This window comes from Acinetobacter sp. ANC 4973, assembly GCF_002135275.1.
GTDB lineage: Bacteria > Pseudomonadota > Gammaproteobacteria > Pseudomonadales > Moraxellaceae > Acinetobacter > Acinetobacter kyonggiensis.
On the sequence record NZ_NEGM01000001.1, the window covers coordinates 202,550 to 220,911 of the forward strand.

General features: G+C 38.4%; 17 protein-coding genes and 1 pseudogene. 11 read left to right on the forward strand and 7 right to left on the reverse strand.

The genetic code is table 11. From position 1 onward, the window contains the following. The first annotated feature begins 22 nt into the window (after positions 1-22). The 7 genes and pseudogenes from B9T30_RS01005 to B9T30_RS01030 all read left to right on the forward strand — a co-directional run bounded on the left by B9T30_RS01005 (position 23) and on the right by B9T30_RS01030 (position 8,671). A complete protein-coding gene (locus tag B9T30_RS01005) occupies positions 23-880 on the forward strand; it encodes an RNA methyltransferase (RefSeq protein ID WP_086183377.1) in 858 nt (285 codons plus the stop codon). Beyond that, on the forward strand, positions 873-1,679 hold the full coding sequence (cysE, locus tag B9T30_RS01010; RefSeq protein ID WP_086183378.1) for a serine O-acetyltransferase: 807 nt from the start codon (positions 873-875) through the stop codon (positions 1,677-1,679). Before B9T30_RS01005 ends, cysE begins: the two co-directional genes overlap by 8 nt. 110 nt (positions 1,680-1,789) lie before the next feature. Further along, positions 1,790-2,704, forward strand: coding sequence for an ABUW_2363 family tetratricopeptide repeat lipoprotein (locus B9T30_RS01015; protein WP_086183379.1), 915 nt, complete (start codon positions 1,790-1,792; stop codon positions 2,702-2,704). Positions 2,705-2,828: 124 nt separating this feature from the next. Continuing rightward, positions 2,829-4,838, forward strand: coding sequence for an esterase/lipase family protein (locus tag B9T30_RS01020; protein WP_086183380.1), 2,010 nt, complete (start codon positions 2,829-2,831; stop codon positions 4,836-4,838). Positions 4,839-5,594: 756 nt separating this feature from the next. Then, complete coding sequence (locus B9T30_RS01025; RefSeq protein ID WP_086183381.1) at positions 5,595-6,866, forward strand: GGDEF domain-containing protein; 1,272 nt, start codon at positions 5,595-5,597, stop codon at positions 6,864-6,866. Between the two features lie 47 nt (positions 6,867-6,913). Then, positions 6,914-7,221, forward strand: a pseudogene (locus B9T30_RS16615) (integrase); the annotation flags it as partial. 94 nt (positions 7,222-7,315) lie between these two features. Then, positions 7,316-8,671, forward strand: a complete 1,356-nt coding sequence (locus tag B9T30_RS01030) for a PepSY-associated TM helix domain-containing protein (protein WP_086183382.1) — start codon at positions 7,316-7,318, stop codon at positions 8,669-8,671. 82 nt (positions 8,672-8,753) lie between these two features. Here B9T30_RS01030 and B9T30_RS01035 read toward each other — a convergent pair whose 3' ends face one another. Then, positions 8,754-8,963, reverse strand: coding sequence for a hypothetical protein (locus B9T30_RS01035; RefSeq protein ID WP_086183383.1), 210 nt, complete (start codon positions 8,961-8,963; stop codon positions 8,754-8,756). Between the two features lie 235 nt (positions 8,964-9,198). On the opposite strand from B9T30_RS01035, the gene mutS reads away from it, so the two are divergent. From mutS to B9T30_RS01055, 4 genes are all read left to right on the forward strand, one after another. Next, the gene (gene mutS / locus B9T30_RS01040) at positions 9,199-11,850 is read left to right on the forward strand and encodes a DNA mismatch repair protein MutS (protein ID WP_086183384.1); all 2,652 of its coding nucleotides are present in this window, start codon (positions 9,199-9,201) and stop codon (positions 11,848-11,850) included. Between the two features lie 206 nt (positions 11,851-12,056). Then, positions 12,057-12,380 carry a ferredoxin FdxA gene (gene fdxA / locus B9T30_RS01045; RefSeq protein WP_053580096.1) on the forward strand — a complete coding sequence of 108 codons (324 nt, stop codon included), beginning with the start codon at positions 12,057-12,059 and terminating at the stop codon, positions 12,378-12,380. A gap of 144 nt (positions 12,381-12,524) precedes the next feature. Beyond that, positions 12,525-13,229 carry a D-Ala-D-Ala carboxypeptidase family metallohydrolase gene (locus B9T30_RS01050; protein WP_086164066.1) on the forward strand — a complete coding sequence of 235 codons (705 nt, stop codon included), beginning with the start codon at positions 12,525-12,527 and terminating at the stop codon, positions 13,227-13,229. A gap of 136 nt (positions 13,230-13,365) precedes the next feature. Then, on the forward strand, positions 13,366-14,031 hold the full coding sequence (locus tag B9T30_RS01055; protein ID WP_086183385.1) for an O-methyltransferase: 666 nt from the start codon (positions 13,366-13,368) through the stop codon (positions 14,029-14,031). Positions 14,032-14,174: 143 nt separating this feature from the next. Here B9T30_RS01055 and B9T30_RS01060 read toward each other — a convergent pair whose 3' ends face one another. The 6 genes from B9T30_RS01060 to lptC form a co-directional block, all read right to left on the reverse strand. Next, complete coding sequence (locus B9T30_RS01060; RefSeq protein WP_086183386.1) at positions 14,175-15,017, reverse strand: universal stress protein; 843 nt, start codon at positions 15,015-15,017, stop codon at positions 14,175-14,177. A gap of 134 nt (positions 15,018-15,151) precedes the next feature. Then, positions 15,152-15,769 carry an acyltransferase gene (locus tag B9T30_RS01065; RefSeq protein ID WP_086164069.1) on the reverse strand — a complete coding sequence of 206 codons (618 nt, stop codon included), beginning with the start codon at positions 15,767-15,769 and terminating at the stop codon, positions 15,152-15,154. Then, the gene (locus B9T30_RS01070; protein WP_086183387.1) at positions 15,762-16,361 is read right to left on the reverse strand and encodes an IMPACT family protein; all 600 of its coding nucleotides are present in this window, start codon (positions 16,359-16,361) and stop codon (positions 15,762-15,764) included. The genes B9T30_RS01065 and B9T30_RS01070 overlap by 8 nt, the downstream gene beginning before the upstream one ends. Positions 16,362-16,499: 138 nt before the next feature. Beyond that, on the reverse strand, positions 16,500-17,246 hold the full coding sequence (lptB, locus tag B9T30_RS01075; protein WP_086183388.1) for an LPS export ABC transporter ATP-binding protein: 747 nt from the start codon (positions 17,244-17,246) through the stop codon (positions 16,500-16,502). Continuing rightward, complete coding sequence (gene lptA / locus B9T30_RS01080; RefSeq protein ID WP_086183389.1) at positions 17,246-17,812, reverse strand: lipopolysaccharide transport periplasmic protein LptA; 567 nt, start codon at positions 17,810-17,812, stop codon at positions 17,246-17,248. Before lptA ends, lptB begins: the two co-directional genes overlap by 1 nt. Beyond that, a complete protein-coding gene (lptC, locus tag B9T30_RS01085) occupies positions 17,796-18,344 on the reverse strand; it encodes an LPS export ABC transporter periplasmic protein LptC (RefSeq protein ID WP_086183390.1) in 549 nt (182 codons plus the stop codon). The genes lptA and lptC overlap by 17 nt, the downstream gene beginning before the upstream one ends. Positions 18,345-18,362 lie beyond the last annotated feature (18 nt).

Below are 18,362 nucleotides of genomic sequence, written 5' to 3' on the forward strand. Positions count from 1 at the left end.
TTAAATTCAAATTGGACACCTTATGAGTCAAGTTGACAATGCTGTTGTTTCAGCACATCTTTCCCATGTGCGTATTGTCATGGTGAATACTACATTACCTGCAAATATTGGCAGTGCATTAAGAGCAATGAAAACCATGGGCTTATCTAAGCTGGTGTTGGTTGCGCCTAAAACTTATCCGCACCCCGATATTAATGCTTTAGCCGCAGGTGCTGTAGATCTCATCGAACAGATTGAAATTGTAGCGACGTTAGAAGATGCCATTAAAGATTGTCACCTTGTTTTTGGCACCAGTGCGCGTAGCCGTACCATTCCGTGGCCTTTACTTGATGCACGCCCTGCTGCTGAAAAATCCATGCAAGCGGTTGTTAAAGACCAACAAGAAATTGCGATTGTATTTGGTCGTGAAGATCGCGGCTTGACCAACGAAGAATTGGCGATGGCGAATTATCACGTCACTATTCCAGTCAATACTGATTATGGCGTATTGAATGTTGCACAAGCCATTCAAGTCATTTGTTATGAAATGCGTATGGCCGCGATGGCGTTTGTAGAACAAAAGGAAAATCCTGAAGCAAGCATGCCTGTGACCGAAACAGAATCTATGCATTGGGATGAGCCTTTAGTCACGCATGAACAAATGGAACAGTTTTATCCACACATTGAAAAAATGTTGGCTGAAATTGAATTTATGGACCCTAAAAACCCAAGATTATTACCTTTACGCTTGCGTCGCCTATTTGGACGTATACAATTAGACCGTATGGAATACCATTTACTTCGTGGCATATTCACTCGTGTACAAGCCATGAATAATGGTACATGGAAAAAATCAGTAGATAAAACAACAGATTCTTCAGAGGATCAACCTCATGCTTAAACAGCTCAAAGAAGACATACAAGCTGTATTCGCGCGCGATCCCGCTGCTCGAAACACTTTGGAAGTTCTCACCACTTATCCCGGCATTCACGCACTCATCATGCACCGTATTGCTCATGAACTTTGGCAAAAAGAGTGTAAAGGCTCTGCTCGCCTATTGTCTTCTTTTAGTCGTTTTGCCACAGGTATTGAAATTCACCCGGGTGCTAAAATTGGTCGTCGTTTTTTTATCGATCACGGCATGGGTGTCGTCATTGGTGAAACGGCTGAAATTGGTGATGATGTCACGCTATATCACGGTGTCACTTTAGGTGGCACCACGTGGAATAAAGGCAAACGTCATCCGACATTAGAAGATGGTGTGGTGGTCGGTGCTGGTGCAAAAATTCTAGGGCCATTTACTGTTGGTAAAAACTCTAAAGTGGGTTCTAACGCAGTCGTAACTAAAGAAGTTCCGCCAGATACCACCGCAGTCGGTAACCCTGCCCGTTTTATCACCAAAGACAAACCTAAAGATGCCGAAGAAGCACGTCGTCGTGATTATGCTGAAAGTATTGGTTTCCAGCCATATGCAGCAACGCAAGATCAATCTGACCCAATTTTAGAGGGTATGCGTGTTCTACTGGACAGAATTCAGCATAATGAAAAACGTATGAATACTTTATGTCAGCGCTTATCTTTGCTCGATCCGTCATTTAAGAAACAGCAAGATGAACAGCCTTTTAGTATTGAAGAACTTAAAATTATTGAAGATGTGCGACGCGAATGTGAAGCACAAAGCACTCAATCTAAAGCCTAAAGTTGTTATGAAATATTAACAAGCGCTAACTTGCATGTTCATCAGAGTTTTCTTAGACTGACAAATGTGCTTATTGATCAACTTTAAAATTAAATGAATGGATGACCCATATGACACTTAAGCCTTTGGCATGTACACTCATTGCAATGTCTTTGCTCTCTGCATGTAGCATGGCACCCACTGAAGATAAAAAACCGAATAGCCCAATCATCTTCACTGAACCTGATTTAACTGCACCATTCTATGCACTAAATCCATTTAATTACGATGCACCACCTCCATTTGAAATTGCACTTAGAAAAGCAGCTGCACAGCCTGTGACTAAAATGGAAGTTAATCTGCAAAGTGATCCATCTAAAAAAATCACTTTAGATGTTAATAAATTGATCATTCCAACCGTGAACAACAATCAACGCACTTTAAAATATGCTGTTCTTGCTGGTGACAATGAAATTGATATCACTGAAATTGATGACTTTTTACAATTGGTTGAAGGTAAAGCGCGTCATTACCCACCTCGCTTTAGTGAACGTCAAGAACGTAAAGGTTTTGAAGCCAAACTCAAAGAATTAACACAACAGCTAGATACCTTGGCATCTAAAGATAATGCGTCTTTCGATGTCTTGATTCGCGCATTTAAAGCCAGCGTGATGGCACGTAACCTTGATTTGGGTTCGGTCTACACCACCAAGTCTTTAACCTACGCACAGCGTATTTTAAAAATTAACAAAGACGATGCTGAAGCAAACTTTTGGTTTGGCTTTGGTTTGTCTGAAGGTGGCGGTCAACGTGAAGCGATTCCATATTTAGACAAAGCCATGAAAGCAGGCGTACAAGAAGCTTATCTGTCTGCCGCAAATAACTATATTGCGATGGAACAGAAGAAAAATGCGATTCAAATTTTGAAAAATTACAAAGCAAAATATCCGCAAGAAGCAGAAGTTGCAGACCGTTTAATCAATGAAATTGAAAAACAAGGTCGTTGGAACGTATGGCAAGTGCTTAGTTCACCTAAAGCATCTTAAGTTTTAAGTCCTCATAAAATAGACCGTCTTGTACGGTCTATTTTTGTTTGTAGCAATGGAAAATTAGAAGAATGACTGTATGATGAAGAAAAACTCAAACAAATACTTAATGCAGATGATCTTTATGCCAAACTCGCTATACAAAATTTTGTTTGCTGCACTATTGATTAGTTCTCTATTGACGGGTTGTCAAATCGTCAGTGTCAAAAATCAAGCCATCAACGTAACCATTACCAATGAGCGAGAAAGCATACTCACCCGCAACAAATTAAGTGAAGCCAGTTTAAATGTACTGTCTATGACAGGGCGCGAAGCAAAAATTTGCGCTGACAAACCAGAACAGTGCATCCAAGAAATACAACAAATCCCTCAAATTCAAGACGAACAAATCCTTTCCACAGCAAGTGAAGTTTTTTTAGCCAAAGCTTTGGCATATGAAAAATCAAGTGATTGTAAAGTCAGCATTTTAACCAGTCATAAATCTGAAGAAAAACAAAAATTACAACAAACTGCTTATGAAAAATGCTTAGATCAACAACTCTATATGTTGGATAAAAGCATCCGCTATAGTTATGCATACATGTTCAAAACCAAACGTGGCCCGCAAGACCGTATTTTTGATAACAGACAAGTACAAATTCGAGATTTTTATAATTTAGCCATCGCAAAATTGGTTTCAGCTTATGCGCTACGTTACAAACCAACAGAAGTAGAACACCAAATTAAAGTTGGCAAAAGTATCTACAACATTAACTTTGATCATTATCCTCAATTAAAAGAACAAAAAATTGAACAAATGCTCTCTAGCTATAATCTCAATTTTTCTGGTTTACGTTCCATTAACCGCCGTGATGGTTTTGGTTCGGAATTTGTCGTTGTTTTACCCCAAGTTAAAAATGATATTGGCGAAGCTAAAAGCAAGTATATTATTGATCCGATCAATTTTAGTTATAAAAATGGCATCAATCCGAATATCCACCAAGCCCGTTATTTAGCTGCAACGCTCACCGTAGAACCTAAGTCAGCCAGCAGTATTGCGGATATTTTAAATAATCCCGAGTTTGAATTAAAAGCCTTTGATCCTTACAAATATGACAATGTCGTGATGGCGGGTAAAACCTATCCACTTGCTGCCAACTTCTCTACCCCTTATGGTTTATGGCTTGCACAAAACAATTTAGGTAAAGCTGCATATTTAACTTTGATTGATCATGATGATCATCTCACCATGCCGCATTTATATATGCTGGAACCCTATAATCCGAATAAAAAGGTCATCGTATTGGTTCATGGTCTCGCCAGTAGCCCAGAAGCATGGATACGTCTCACCAATGACATTATGGGCGACCCTGTGCTACGTGAACACTTCCAAGTATGGCAAGTGTTCTACTCCACCAATATGCCCATTATTGAAAGCCGCTTCCAGATTTATGCCTTGCTTAACCAAACTTTTTCTCAAGTTGATCCTAAAGCTGCGGCAAAAAAAGATGCTGTTCTTGTTGGACATAGCATGGGCGGAATTATTGCCCGACTATTGGTCAGTGACGCCAACCTCACTCAAAAAGCATTATCCATGATGAGCAATCGTCAATTGAATAAATATAAAAATATCCCGATTGTATCGCAGCGCTTAATTCTTAAAGATATTCCTAACTTTAATCGCGCAATTTTCCTTGCTTCACCACATAAAGGAACCGAATTTGCTGACCGATGGTTTACCAAAGCAGCACGTAAAGTCATTCGTTTACCTGGTGCATTCCTTTCTGCCATAGGCGATACATTACAGAGCCAAGATTTAGACTTTAAAGATTTATTAAAACAGATTGATCACGGGCTAATTCAAAATGGGCCAAGCGATTTAAGCTATCAATCAAAATTTATGGAGCTCACCAAAGACGTTAGCCCACGTAAAGGTTTAGCCTTCCATTCAATTATTGGTAATGCGACCAAGAGTGATGATCTTAATCTGATTACCGATGATGTCGTGCCGTATAAAAGCGCACACTTAGATGGTGCTGTCTCTGAAAAGATCATCAACGGCGGGCATTCTATTCAGGAAACACCAGAAGCCGTTTTAGAATTACGTCGTATTCTACGATTACATCTCACACAGCTAGGTTTGTATAAACCTTAGTGAGCAAATTCAAGCGCTAAGCATGGCTGAATTGTCACCACATAACGGCTTAATCCGTTGTGTGGTCATGGAAATAAAATCAATCAGAATATACCCCTAAGTAAGAAGCTCCTTCCGTTCAAGTACAAACGATAATTCACTATAAGGCACTTTACATTCTGAGCTGTAAAAGAGCAGTACCTGATTTAACCGGAATTTACATTTAATGCCTAAATACAAGATCCAGATGAGCAGGATATTAATTCTTTTTATACAAGAAGCGCGTTGTTTTTAAAAACCAAATAAGGATGTACATTAACTCCAGAATTGGAATCGCATAACCAAGAAATCAATAAAATAACCATCAGAATCGCACATATATTGGCAATCTAAAGACTTTTAAAACACTTACTGAACCATATCGAAAGCGCAGAAATAGCGCTGCTTATTTTCATAAATGGCTATTCTTTCAGGAAAAATTCAATTATATTAGACTTCTTCCATAAGTCATTTTTTGATCAACGCAAATCATTTATAAAGCCGACATTAAAAAATAAACTTTAGGAAAGATTGGATTCATAGCTGTGAAATGCTGACATAAAAAGCATAAAAATTGAATCAATAAACTGAGGCTGTACTAATTTTAAAAAATTGAATTTTAAACATTTTTTGATTTATGCAAGCTATTTATTATATTGATAAGTATATTGTTTTTTAATATAGAATATTTAATAAAAAAATGAACAATCATTTTTTACATGAATAGTGAGAAAATTCATGAAATTAAAAGGGTCTAGTGCATTAAATAGAATGCAAATTGAACAAGTTGCTTCTAGGGGATTAAACTCTGTTCATTTTTCTAAAACACTCGAGCGGATTTACCAAGAACAATACAAAAATGAAGCAGCTTATGAATTTAGATTTCGTGGATTAATTATATTAATTTTGTACTTATTTCTCAGTTTAGGTATTTATCAAACTATTTCTAACCATGACATAATGCAGCAGTGGCTCACCTATTATGCATGGGTCGGAATTATTGTCATCACCGCTTGGATCTTATCTTTTTTTAAAAAATTTAATCAATATTTCGACTATTATACCGGTTTTGGTTCCATGGTCGCGATTGCCATCTCCTTTATCATTATCACCAATATTGGCGCAGATCCCAATAATACCGCACAGAATAATGTGCTATTTCATACTGCCATGATGTATGCCGTGGTGATTACTTACAGTTTTGTCGGTATGCGATTTTACACGGCAGTTATTGTATGTTGGATGGGTGGTCTGATTGCGATTTTCATTTCAATCTGGTCAAATCAAGATATTGGCTGGACCTTATTAAATAGAACCTATACTTTTTATAGCTTTTTAGGCATGGCTTTAACCTATGCCATTGACCGCCAACATCGGGAAAATTATTTACAGAACTGTATTATTGAATTGAACCAAATTGAATTAACCCAACAAGCTCAACAATTGGCATTATTATCACAATTAGACTCACTCACAGGTTTGGCTAATCGACGTTATTTAAACGAGGTTCTCGATAAAGAGTGGCGCTATGCGCTAAGACATCAAACACCATTAAGCATATTAATGGTCGATATCGACTTTTTTAAAAACTACAACGATCATCTTGGGCATATCGCAGGTGATCAATGTCTGCAATTGATTGCAGATTCAATACACTCGATTACTGCACGAAGCAATGATCTAGCTGCACGCTATGGTGGAGAAGAATTTTTACTCGTTTTTCCAATGACAGACCAACAGCAAGCCGAAGCACTAACCATACGCCTTTTACAACTCATTGAGGCAGCTGCTATTCCCCACCCATCCAGTCCTATTTCTGAACACATCACCATTAGTGTAGGAATCGCGACCGTAGTACCGCAAGCGGATCATCAAATCTCGGAACTGATTAACTTAGCGGATCGTGCATTGTATTTCGCCAAAAATGAAGGACGAAACCGTTATCATATTGCTGAACCCTATGCCGAAACCACCTCTACAGACACAACAAATAAGCACATTTACCTTTAGAGCTTAGCAAGTCAACATTTTATCGTAAGATTAATCTTACTATATGCAAAGGAAATTTAGAGTCAATCTTAAGTAATTTGAAACAAGGATTCCTCCTCATCCGTCTTTCCCCTATGCACAGGTTGCAGAATTTGTTCAGCATATACGGCAGAAAAAATAATAATTTCTTCCAAGTGTTCCTTTATCCCAAAAGCTATCAATTTACTCGAATCCACTCAAAATGATACACAGTCATTTTATTTTCCCTGCACCTCGAAGTGATAGAATGTGCTCTGATATGTCATAAACAGTTTTGATCAAGCCGATGTATGAACAAAAATCTAAAAAAAATGGCATAGGTTTTGATCCAAAACGGCTTTATGCTAAATCTTAATAAACACTTACATGTTTATATCTATTTTTATATCAAGTAAGCTTTTTAACTTGGCTCCCTAAAATTGCGTTAGAAAATGAATTTGAACTTTAATTTTTGGCAAATATTTTTCCGTTTAATACATGTATATGCTGGAATTTTTATTGCTCCATTTATTTTTATTGCTGCACTAACTGGCCTTTTTTATGCTGCCACGCCTCAAATTGAACAGTTGATTTACAGTGAAATACTATATGTAGATCAAAACCATTCAAAAATTCAACCTCTTAGTCAACAAATTGAAATAGCTAAACAATCTTTATCATCCTCTGCACACATTACAGAAGTCCGTCCATCGGCAGCGCCTAATCAAACAACTCGGGTGATTTTCTCAGACATGAAGCTAAAGCAAGACAATGAAGCTGTCTTTGTCGATCCCTATACGCTGGAAATCAAAGGTCAATTGGCTGTGTATGGCACCAGTGGCTTATTACCCTTTCGAACAACACTTGACCACCTTCATCGAGATTTATTATTAGGAAATTGGGGACGCTTTTATAGTGAACTAGCAGCAAGTTGGTTAGCCATTTTAATCTTTACAGGTTTATATCAATGGATTAAACGTCGTAAAATATTAGAAAATAAAAAAACCAATCACAACAGACTCATTCAAAAACATAGCACGATCGGGTTATTCTTATTTCCCCTGCTGCTCTTTATTGCGATTACTGGTCTAACATGGTCTGAATGGGCGGGAGAAAATATTCGTATTCTTCGGCAATCACTGAGTTGGCAAACACCGACATTAATGACATCGCTCAAAGCAGAGAGTATGCCAGCAGTTATAATGCATCATGGCGATCATGTCATGACTCCTAACAATCCTACTGTGCATATTTCCTCTGAAAATTTCGATACTGCTTTAGCGATCGCACAGCAGCATGGTATCGATGCTTCTCAAATACAAATTAAGCCTCCTTCCGATGTAAACCAAGCATGGACTGTTTCAGAAATTCAGCGGCGCTGGCCGACTCAGGCAGACAGTATTGCCATTGATGTGCAACAGCATCAGGTCTTAGATCAGCTTTATTTCCAAGATTATCCATTGATTGCCAAACTGACACGTTGGGGCGTTGATGCACATATCGGTATTTTATTTGGCTGGATGAACCAACTCGTTTTAATCATTTATGCACTTGCGCTATGCAGTATGATTATTTATGCATATTTGGCTTGGTACAAACGGACTGATTTAAAACAAACAACCGTTCAACTCGTCAGTCAAACGATAATGATTTGGAAGCAGGCTGCAATTAAACAAAAAATAGCACTATTTTTTGTTCTGAGCATCATGGGAGTTCTTTTGCCCATATTTGGGATCAGTGTGCTTGTTGCTCTAGTTATCATCATCATTAAGCATGTAACAGCACAAAAAACTATTAATCGGACTTAGTTAAAGTATAAGGTTTACGCGCAGTTAAATATAACTAAATTCTAAAAATCGTAGCACAGAAATATTTTCGTAAAATACCATTTCAAAGGATGAGTGTGGCATCCATGCCACACTCATCAATCCAATACTTCCTAGAATTTGTTTTTAAATTTTGGCTTTCAAACGATTTGTATTGATCAAAAAACGACTTATGAAAGAAGTCTATTATCGACTCAAGCTCAAGCGTCATTTTATTTATCACACCAGCAGACAAAACTGCCTTTTTTAAAGCAAATGTATTATTTTCACCCATCTATTCCTATTTCCCTTTCTGATTCATTAGATTTTGTTAAAATTCCCCAGTAACGGGCTTTGTTACTTTTAACTTCTGATACAGATCACACATTAGCATTTAAAATTAGGTCTACCAAAAGGTACACTTATGTTTCAGATTCTTTTGATTTACATGAAACACCATAGGTCAAAATAGGACAGCGCATCAAATGCAACTTACTGAAAAAACGTATATATTTAAAGGGCTTTAATAGATGAATGCTGATAAAACAACACCCGACCTGTCCTTACTAACACCTATGATGCAGCAGTATTTAACGATAAAAATGCAGCATCCACACTCACTCATGTTTTATCGCATGGGTGACTTTTATGAATTATTTTTTGACGATGCACATAAGGCAGCAAAATTACTTGGGATCACCCTCACCCATCGTGGTAAAGCCAATGGCGAACCTATTCCTATGGCAGGCGTTCCCTATCATGCTGCTGAAGGTTATTTAGCGCGACTAGTAAAAAAAGGGGAAACAGTTGTCATTTGTGAACAGCTTGGCGAAGGCGAGAGCGCAGGCACTCGCGGTAAGGCACCTATGGAACGTGGCGTTGTCCGAATTATTACTCCCGGCACGCTGACCGATGATGCACTCTTAAACAGTCATCAATCGTCTAATTTAGTCGCGCTTTGTGTTCAGCAAAATCAAATTGGGATTGCACTCCTCGATTTAAGTGCTGGTATTTTTAAAGTCCAACAGCAAAATTTTCAACAAGAACAGCTTGTTATTGAGCTGTCTCGCTTAATGCCAAGTGAAATTTTGGTTGATGAAGATATTGTCGACCCCAATATTATTGAACAAATAAAAAAACAACTCGACTGCCCTGTTACAAAACGCCCCAATGTTGATTTCAACATCAATAATGCGCAAAAAACATTATGTGACCAGTTTGCAGTATCTACACTTTCTGGTTTTGGTATCGATCATTTACCGCTTGCCAAAGCCTCGGCAGCAGCGCTCATTCATTACGCCAAAGAAACGCAAAAAACGGCTTTACCGCATATTCGCTCAATTCAGTTAGAGCAAAGCAGTGACTTTATTGCACTTGATCCAGTGACACGCCGTAATTTAGAGCTAATCGAACCTTTATTTGAACATGGTACATCACTGTTTCAACTCATTAATGACTGCCAAACAGCGATGGGTAGTCGTTTACTTAGCCGTACCATCATGCAACCCTTACGAGACACTAAATTACTGGATGCCCGACTCGATGCCACTGCATCTGTGCTCAACGGTTATCATGAATCGCCTATTCGTTTAGTGCTTAAAGACATTAGTGATATTGAACGTGTGCTGAGCCGTGTTGCCTTAGGCAGTGCCCGTCCACGTGATTTGGTACAACTTCGTCAAGCCTGTGCACAAATCCCCTTATTACGCCATGCCATTCAACCCATCACGCAAGCGCATCAATCTGGCTTAATTCAACAATTGGATCATGAATTAGGTGATTTTAATGGTCTACACCAACGCTTGATGTCAGCCATTGTGGAACATCCACCGGTATTACTTCGTGATGGCAATGTAATTGCAGAAGGTTTTGATAGTGAACTCGATGAACTGCGTAAAATCCGCGATCATGCGGGACAATTCCTGATTGACTTAGAACTCCAAGAGCGTCAAAACACAGGCGTTTCAACGCTTAAAATTGGTTACAACCGAGTCAGCGGTTACTATATTGAACTGACTCGCGCTCAGGCAGAGCAAGCACCTGACCATTACATTCGTCGCCAAACTTTAAAAAATGCTGAACGCTATATCACACCAGAACTCAAATCTTTTGAAGATAAAGTGTTATCCAGTGAATCTCGTGCCCTTGCACGTGAAAAAATGTTATTTGAAATGCTTTTGGATGAATTACGTCAAGATATTGGCAATCTACAAATGATGAGTAGCGCGATTGCACAAATTGATATGCTGGCTAACTTTGCCCACCAAGCACGTTTACGCAATTGGTCTCGCCCTGAATTTAGCCCTGAAATTGGGGTAAAAATTATTGCTGGTCGACACCCTGTGGTTGAAGCCTTAAGCAAAACCGCTTTTACACCAAACGATACCAGTTTAGACTTCAATCACCGCATGGCGATTGTGACTGGACCGAATATGGGGGGGAAATCGACCTTTATGCGTCAAACAGCACTGATTAGCTTATTGGCTTATTGCGGATGCTATGTTCCTGCCCAGTCTGCCATTTTAGGTCCTATTGATCGTGTTTTCACTCGTATTGGTTCTGCTGATGATTTATCTACGGGTAAATCGACATTTATGGTTGAAATGACTGAAACGTCTCAAATTTTGCACCATGCAACCAATCAATCTTTAGTGCTGATGGATGAAGTTGGACGTGGCACCAGTACCTACGATGGCTTATCGCTAGCATGGGCATGTGTGCTTGACCTGAGTAAACGGATTAAATGTCTGTGTTTATTTGCCACGCATTATTTTGAACTCACTGAACTTGGCAAAGAATCAGGTATTGATAACTACCATGTCACAGCCAAAGAATTAAATGGCAATTTAATTTTATTGCACAAAGTTCAACATGGCCCTGCCAGTCAAAGTCACGGCTTACAAGTTGCTAAATTGGCTGGTATTCCTGCCAGCGTAATTAAAGAAGCACAAAATCGCTTAAAGATTTTAGAAAAACAGCAACATCTACAACTCAATAAAGCGGTGCAAAATGACTTATTCAGTGTGGCTGATGAACCCACAATTGAAGTCATTGAACGTATTGTAGAAGTTGAGAAAGATATGCCCGTACTCAATCTATTAAGAGCTTTAGATGTCGATAACCTTTCACCACGTGAGGCACTACAGCAAATTTATGCTTTAAAAGATGCCTTAGAAGCATAATTTAAAACTATTTTGTATCAAACAAAGACTCCCAAATAGGAGTCTTTGTCATTTAACCACCTCTATTTCGTCATATATTCAGTTTTTATTAGAATAAACAGTCCTACATATAACAAATATCAATAAAAGCAATTGTTAGTTACGTGCATTTTTGCCTAAAATACAGCAAGAGTAATTAGAACCATATTTTTTAGGTAGCTGTCGCCATGACCTTTGTTGTCACTGAAAATTGTATTAAATGTAAATACCAAGACTGCGTAGAAGTTTGTCCAGTGGATTGTTTCTACGAAGGTCCAAATTTCCTCGTCATTAATCCTGATGAATGTATTGACTGTGCTTTATGTGAACCTGAATGTCCTGCTAACGCTATTTTCTCTGAAGATGAGTTACCAGAAGGTCAAGAAGTCTTTATTGAACTCAATACTGAACTTTCACAAAAGTGGCCAAACATTACACAAATTGGCGACCAACCTGCTGACCGTGAAGAATGGAATGGTAAAACAGACAAGTTGCAATACTTGGAAAAATAACAGTATTTTTAGACCAAAAAAAAGATCAGCAATTGCTGGTCTTTTTTTATACTTAAAACACACATTTGATTGCAATATTTTCAAATTTTATCCTTCAAATTAGATTAAAATAGAGCGAGTGTTTATAAATATTTGATTTCTATAATGAAGCATTTTCTAAAGGGATTACTAGGCTTAAGCTTAGTTCCACTTGTCATGATTGGATGTACCACATCTCATCAGAAAACACCCGATGGGAAACGGATCTTCATTCCACAAGAACGTATTATTATTGAACGTCCAATTCCACCGAAAACCGTTCCTTATGCTTATAACGCATGGGTTGCTATAGGTGAGAATTTACGTCAAGTACGTGAATATGAAACCTTTCTTGAACGTAATGGGGTTGGTAATATTATCCCAAGTTTTGAACTTATGCGTACTGCGCGTGATTGGCAAAAATGTGCTCGTTCCCAATATATGATTCCAAACCGAGAATTGTGGAATAACCAAATTTCAACATTGCGTGTATTTAAATATTTAGTGGCAGCAAAAGTATTAACTGATTTTGAAGTGACTTCCGTGTACCGTGATTTACCACTGAATCAGTGTGCTGGTGGTGCAAATTCATCACGTCATTTATTTAACTCTGCGATCGACTTCCGCATTGGCCCTGCATATCCTCAAGCTGAAGATTACGCATTTGTTGAAAATACCAAATTTAAATTGTGTCAATTTTGGGCACAACATGGTCAAAGTCTAAATATGGGACTTGGACTATATGCTTCAGGTCAAATCCATATTGATACCCAAGGTTATCGAACTTGGGGGCCTGACCTTTCACGTTACTCATCGATGTGTAATTACTAAAAAAAATGATTCAAATAAAAAAGAGATCTCCAAGATCTCTTTTTTATTGCTAATGTCTTCATAAATCGTAAACGAAAAATTGCACTCTGAATGGAAAAGTTTAAAATGCTTGCATCGCAACCATGGTGACAAAGCTATGCAACAAATGTGGACAGAGATTGATGCCTACATCGATTCACATTTAATTCCAGAAGACCCGATTCTTCTACAAACCTTAAAACATACTGAAGATAAAGGTTTTCCAGATCACCTTGCAGTTGCCCCTAATCAAGGCATGCTGCTGCAAATGCTCATTCAAATGAACAACTGTAAGCGCGTACTGGAACTTGGTACTTTTGCAGCTTATAGCACAATGTGGCTTGCACGCGCCCTACCGAAAGATGGTTACGTCTTAACCATTGAAGGTCGAGATACTCATGCAGCGTTGGCTCAAGAAAATATTAATCATGCAAAACTTCCGCCAACCATAGAGCTTAAAGTTGGACGTGCTGCGGATATCCTAAAAGCCTTACCCGATGACTTTGAACCTTTCGATTTTATTTTTATTGATGCCGACAAACAAAGTTACCCAGAATATTTAGAATTAAGCTTAAACTTGTCCCATTCAGGAACCATTATTGTGCTAGATAATGTCATCCGTGCAGGTGACATTATCAATGCTGAGAATCATAAACCAAGTATTGAAGGTATTCGTGACATGTTTACTGCTTTACAAAACCATCCTCGAATTTTATCTTCTACTGCCCTACAAACAGTCGGAAGTAAGGGACATGATGGCTTTGCTTTAGCTATAGTGAAATAATTTGACACACAGATCAAAAAACAGCCTAACTGTTTTTTTATTTATTTATTATATATTTACAAACACTGTCCATATAGTTATCCACAAGTTATGCGGATAACTATGTTTAATTATTGATCGCTGCTTTTAAAGCAATATTTTCTCTATTTTACGACCAACAACGGGACAAGTGAATTTCGGAATATACTGGTTGCAACACTTCCCAAAAAGAATTGACGAATTTTACTGTGACTAAACGCGCCGAGTAGTATCAACTGTATCCCATGTTCATTTTGATATTCAAGTATATTTTCAGCTACATCACCATAACGATATTCTATCACCACATTAAACCCAGCATCAGTCAAATACTGTGCAGGTTCCTTTAATACTTCTGGATGATCTCCAACATACAGTAAATGACACTGTAACAATTTTAATAAATCACTTTGTGCTACGCGCTTCATCAAATTGACACAGGTTGGCGAATATTCATAGGCAAAAATAAAACGTGTAGGTGGTTTAAAGTTTTCTCCAACCGTCATAACAGTACAATTCGCGCCCCGAATGAAGTTCTCAACATTACTTCCGATAGGCTTATTTCGTTCTGCAGCGCGCTCGCCAACTCGACCAATAATGGCGATGTCATCATCTTTAAGCACATTAAAACTTTGCTCTAAAAAGTCGCCTTTTTCTTGAATATGTGAGGCGGTGATCTCGTACTTTTGCTGAATCATTTCAGAAATATGGTTCAACAAATTATTACTATAATCCAGTGCGAGTTCACTTTGTTTTTGTTCAAGTTCTGCCAGTTCTTTCAACAACATTGCATTACTTTCAAAACCAATCACACCACTAATTTCCCCCAAATGATAACTTGCAGGGTAATAATCTAAAACCTGTAATAACACCAGTTCACGTTGTGTCTGCTTCGCAACCCATGCCGCGGCTTCAGCAACTGCATTCACGCATGGGGAAGAATCAATACATGCGATTACACGTTTCATTTTCGCCTCGCTTTTCGCCCATGAAGGCTTTAAGTCTATTTGTTATTTTTAACTTAGCATAACTATACGTGACTGTGCATGCTTTTATGTAATCAAACTGTTGATATGTAAAGATCTTAATTGTATGAATTGTCTTAATCACGATAACGAATAAATTTTGCAGGATTACCTGCCACAATAGCCGACTGTTCAATATTTTTGGTCACCATACTATTCATGCCAACAACAGCGTGGGCATGAATCGTTACACCATCCTTAACTCCGACATGTGCGCCCAACCAAACATCCTGACCAATCTCGATCCCTTGCGAACGTACAGGTTGTTGATAAATAGGTTGCTCAAGCTCCATACCATGATCAAATGCATATAAATGGCAATACGCCGCGATACGAACTTGATCATGCAGTTTAATACCCATGCGCCCACCATCCAGAATACAGTGATGGTTAATTGCGACTTCGCTCCCTATTTCTAAGGGGCCGTGCAAAGTACAATCTGCGGCAATAAAAGTATTGTCTCCAATAATGATTTTACGTCCGGGTTCTGCAAAAATATGGGCCAGTGGCGAAATAAAACAATTTTCACCAATTTCCACTGTTTCCATTTGCATTAAGTAGGCTTGATATTCTTTTTGCCATGCTTCAGCCCAACCCCGATTTTTAGGTTTTAATGACCAATACAGCCACGGCATATAATTCAGACGATGTTTATGCTGTTCACGATATTTCAATAATGGGTCTTGTTCAGTCATGCTGCGGCTCTTCTAGCATTTTTAATTGTTCACGACCACGTGTCACATCTTGAATTTTTAAGGACAAAGGTTCAATTTGATGAATTTGTAGCAAAGCTACAACGTATACCCCTGTTGCAGTATAGTCTTGTTGAAATTCGATCTGTTGTTGATTCAGTTCGTATTGAAAGATTGCCCATTCATTAAACTGGCAGCTAAAGCTGACTTTTTTCTTTTCAATCAGCTCAATTTTTTCAGCCAATAATAAACACTGCCCAGCACAACCGCCATAGGCTCGAACTAAGCCCCCTGTGCCCAGTTTAACGCCACCATACCAACGATTCACTAAAACCAGAATATTGCTTAATTCGTTCCCTTCAATGGTTGCAAGAATAGGTCTGCCCGCAGTTCCTGACGGCTCACCATCATCATTAAAGCGGACATTATGACCAATTTTCCATGCCCAACATTGATGTGTGGTACTAACATCCTTGCTCATTTCTAAAAAGTCTTTGACATCTTGTTCATTTGCTACAGGAACAGCAAGAGCTTGAAAGCGACTTTTTTTAATCTCTTCTTCAAAAGTAACTTCTGAGGCAATGGTAAATGGCATAAATCTTAAGTTAATGACAACACTACAGCAGTATAGCCTGTTTTCAGCGATTTTTAGAGACAAAAAAACCGCCTATGAAAAGACGGTTTTTTAAAGTTATTTTATCTATGCATTTACCGCATGCTTATGAGGGCTTGATTAAACGGTAAAGTCGTCACCCAAATAAACTTGGCGTACCGTCTCATTTTCTAAAATTTCTTGTGGTGTTCCTTCCGCAATTACGGCACCCTCACTGACAATATAAGCACGTTCACAGATGGCTAAGGTTTCTCGTACATTATGATCTGTAATGAGAACTCCAATACCGCGATCCTTTAATGTCCGAATAATATCTTTAATGTCCCCGACAGAAATAGGATCTACCCCAGCAAAAGGTTCATCAAGCAACATAAACTTAGGGTCAGCAGCCAAAGCACGTGCTATTTCTGCACGGCGACGTTCACCACCAGACACACTCATACCCAATGAATCTTTAATATGGGTGATTTTAAAATCAGCCAATAATTCATTTAAGCGTTGCTGACGCTGCTGTTTATTTAAATCTTTACGCGTTTCTAAAATAGCCATAATATTTTCAGAAATGGTTAATTTTCTAAAAATCGAGGCTTCCTGCGGCAAATAACCAATGCCTTTACGGGCACGTTCATGCATGGCTAAATCAGACAAATCCAGATCATCCAAATGAATCTCGCCTTTGTCCATACGAACTAAACCAACCACCATATAGAAACTTGTGGTTTTACCTGCACCATTTGGCCCAAGTAACCCAACAATCTGCCCACTTTGCATTTGAAAAGAAACATCTTTAACCACCCATCTTTTACTATAGTTTTTTGCAAGATGTTTAATACAAAGCGTTTGTGGTTGATTGAGCAATTGATCCATTAATCACGTGCTCCTGGGAAAGATTTTGCGCCCGATGGTGGAATAACAATTTGAACACGACCTGAAGATGAACCTGAGCTATTTGGCGTACCTGTAGCTTCGACATCACCTTTATTCATACTGTATTTCAATGTATTACCACGAATACTCGCACCATTTTGTTGTAACAATGCGCTTCCAGATAAGGTAATAATGCCCGTTTCAGCATTATAAATAATCTTTTGTGCCTGCCCTTTGGCTAAGCCTTTGTTCACATCTACTTGCTGTTGAAACCGAGCAGGGCCACCTGTCGCAGTAATCGTACTAATTTCTCTTTTTGCATTTAAAGTCGCAACAATCGAAGCTGCTTGTAATTTCATGGTGCCTTGTTCAATGATGACATTACCTGTATAGGTGGTAATACCTGTTTTTTCATTATACGTTGCACGGTCAGCGATCAATGAAATGGGCTGATTTCGGTCAGCAGGGATTGCAAATGCGGTTGCCGATGATAATACAACCAAACCGACTAAAGCTGCTTGCTTAAACAAGGTTTTAGAAAATGTAAGCTTAAGATTTTGGTTCATATTTTCCTCGAATATTAAAAAATTCGTATTGACCGTTATTTAAATTGGCTTTCAAACCTTGGCTCACAAACTCAGCTTGTGGAGATTGCACAATGACTTGTTTATTGGTTTCAATTTCTCGAGTTTTAGGATATCCCGTTAACTCTGTCGTTTGGAACTGCATTTTACCTTGTTGCATCAGCTTAACCGCCAACACATCACCCGACAAGACAATGCGTTCATTATCGTCATAACCATTTGCAACTTTGGCATAAAAAGTAGCATCTACAGCGCCATCTTTATATATTGAAGCATTCAAATTTGTGAGTTTTGATGTTTGTTTTTGCATGTCTTGCTCAAGACGATCGACTCGAGCACGCACAGACAAATGACCATTATCATCGGTTTGAGTCAGATTAATTTTTTCAGCGGAATAAGTCATACTCCTTGCTGAATCAACCTCAAGTTTATTACCCTTACCGCTATAATAGTAGTAACCACCACTTATAGCTGCAATTGCTATAGCAGTTACGTATAAAACTTTTGTATCCATAAGTGTGGTCTTAACTCA

Excerpts from the sequence above, each read along its gene's own strand:
- B9T30_RS01030 (WP_086183382.1), top strand. The coding sequence starts at position 7,316 with ATGAATTTGAACTTTAATTTTTGGCAAATATTTTTCCGTTTAATACAT.
- mutS (WP_086183384.1), top strand. The coding sequence starts at position 9,199 with ATGAATGCTGATAAAACAACACCCGACCTGTCCTTACTAACACCTATG.
- B9T30_RS01005 (WP_086183377.1), top strand. The coding sequence starts at position 23 with ATGAGTCAAGTTGACAATGCTGTTGTTTCAGCACATCTTTCCCATGTG.
- B9T30_RS01035 (WP_086183383.1), bottom strand. The coding sequence starts at position 8,963 with ATGGGTGAAAATAATACATTTGCTTTAAAAAAGGCAGTTTTGTCTGCT.
- B9T30_RS01060 (WP_086183386.1), bottom strand. The coding sequence starts at position 15,017 with ATGAAACGTGTAATCGCATGTATTGATTCTTCCCCATGCGTGAATGCA.
- B9T30_RS01065 (WP_086164069.1), bottom strand. The coding sequence starts at position 15,769 with ATGACTGAACAAGACCCATTATTGAAATATCGTGAACAGCATAAACAT.
- B9T30_RS01050 (WP_086164066.1), top strand. The coding sequence starts at position 12,525 with ATGAAGCATTTTCTAAAGGGATTACTAGGCTTAAGCTTAGTTCCACTT.
- lptA (WP_086183389.1), bottom strand. The coding sequence starts at position 17,812 with ATGAACCAAAATCTTAAGCTTACATTTTCTAAAACCTTGTTTAAGCAA.
- B9T30_RS01055 (WP_086183385.1), top strand. The coding sequence starts at position 13,366 with ATGCAACAAATGTGGACAGAGATTGATGCCTACATCGATTCACATTTA.
- cysE (WP_086183378.1), top strand. The coding sequence starts at position 873 with ATGCTTAAACAGCTCAAAGAAGACATACAAGCTGTATTCGCGCGCGAT.
- B9T30_RS01020 (WP_086183380.1), top strand. The coding sequence starts at position 2,829 with ATGCCAAACTCGCTATACAAAATTTTGTTTGCTGCACTATTGATTAGT.
- lptC (WP_086183390.1), bottom strand. The coding sequence starts at position 18,344 with ATGGATACAAAAGTTTTATACGTAACTGCTATAGCAATTGCAGCTATA.
- fdxA (WP_053580096.1), top strand. The coding sequence starts at position 12,057 with ATGACCTTTGTTGTCACTGAAAATTGTATTAAATGTAAATACCAAGAC.
- B9T30_RS01025 (WP_086183381.1), top strand. The coding sequence starts at position 5,595 with ATGAAATTAAAAGGGTCTAGTGCATTAAATAGAATGCAAATTGAACAA.
- B9T30_RS01070 (WP_086183387.1), bottom strand. The coding sequence starts at position 16,361 with ATGCCATTTACCATTGCCTCAGAAGTTACTTTTGAAGAAGAGATTAAA.
- lptB (WP_086183388.1), bottom strand. The coding sequence starts at position 17,246 with ATGGATCAATTGCTCAATCAACCACAAACGCTTTGTATTAAACATCTT.
- B9T30_RS01015 (WP_086183379.1), top strand. The coding sequence starts at position 1,790 with ATGACACTTAAGCCTTTGGCATGTACACTCATTGCAATGTCTTTGCTC.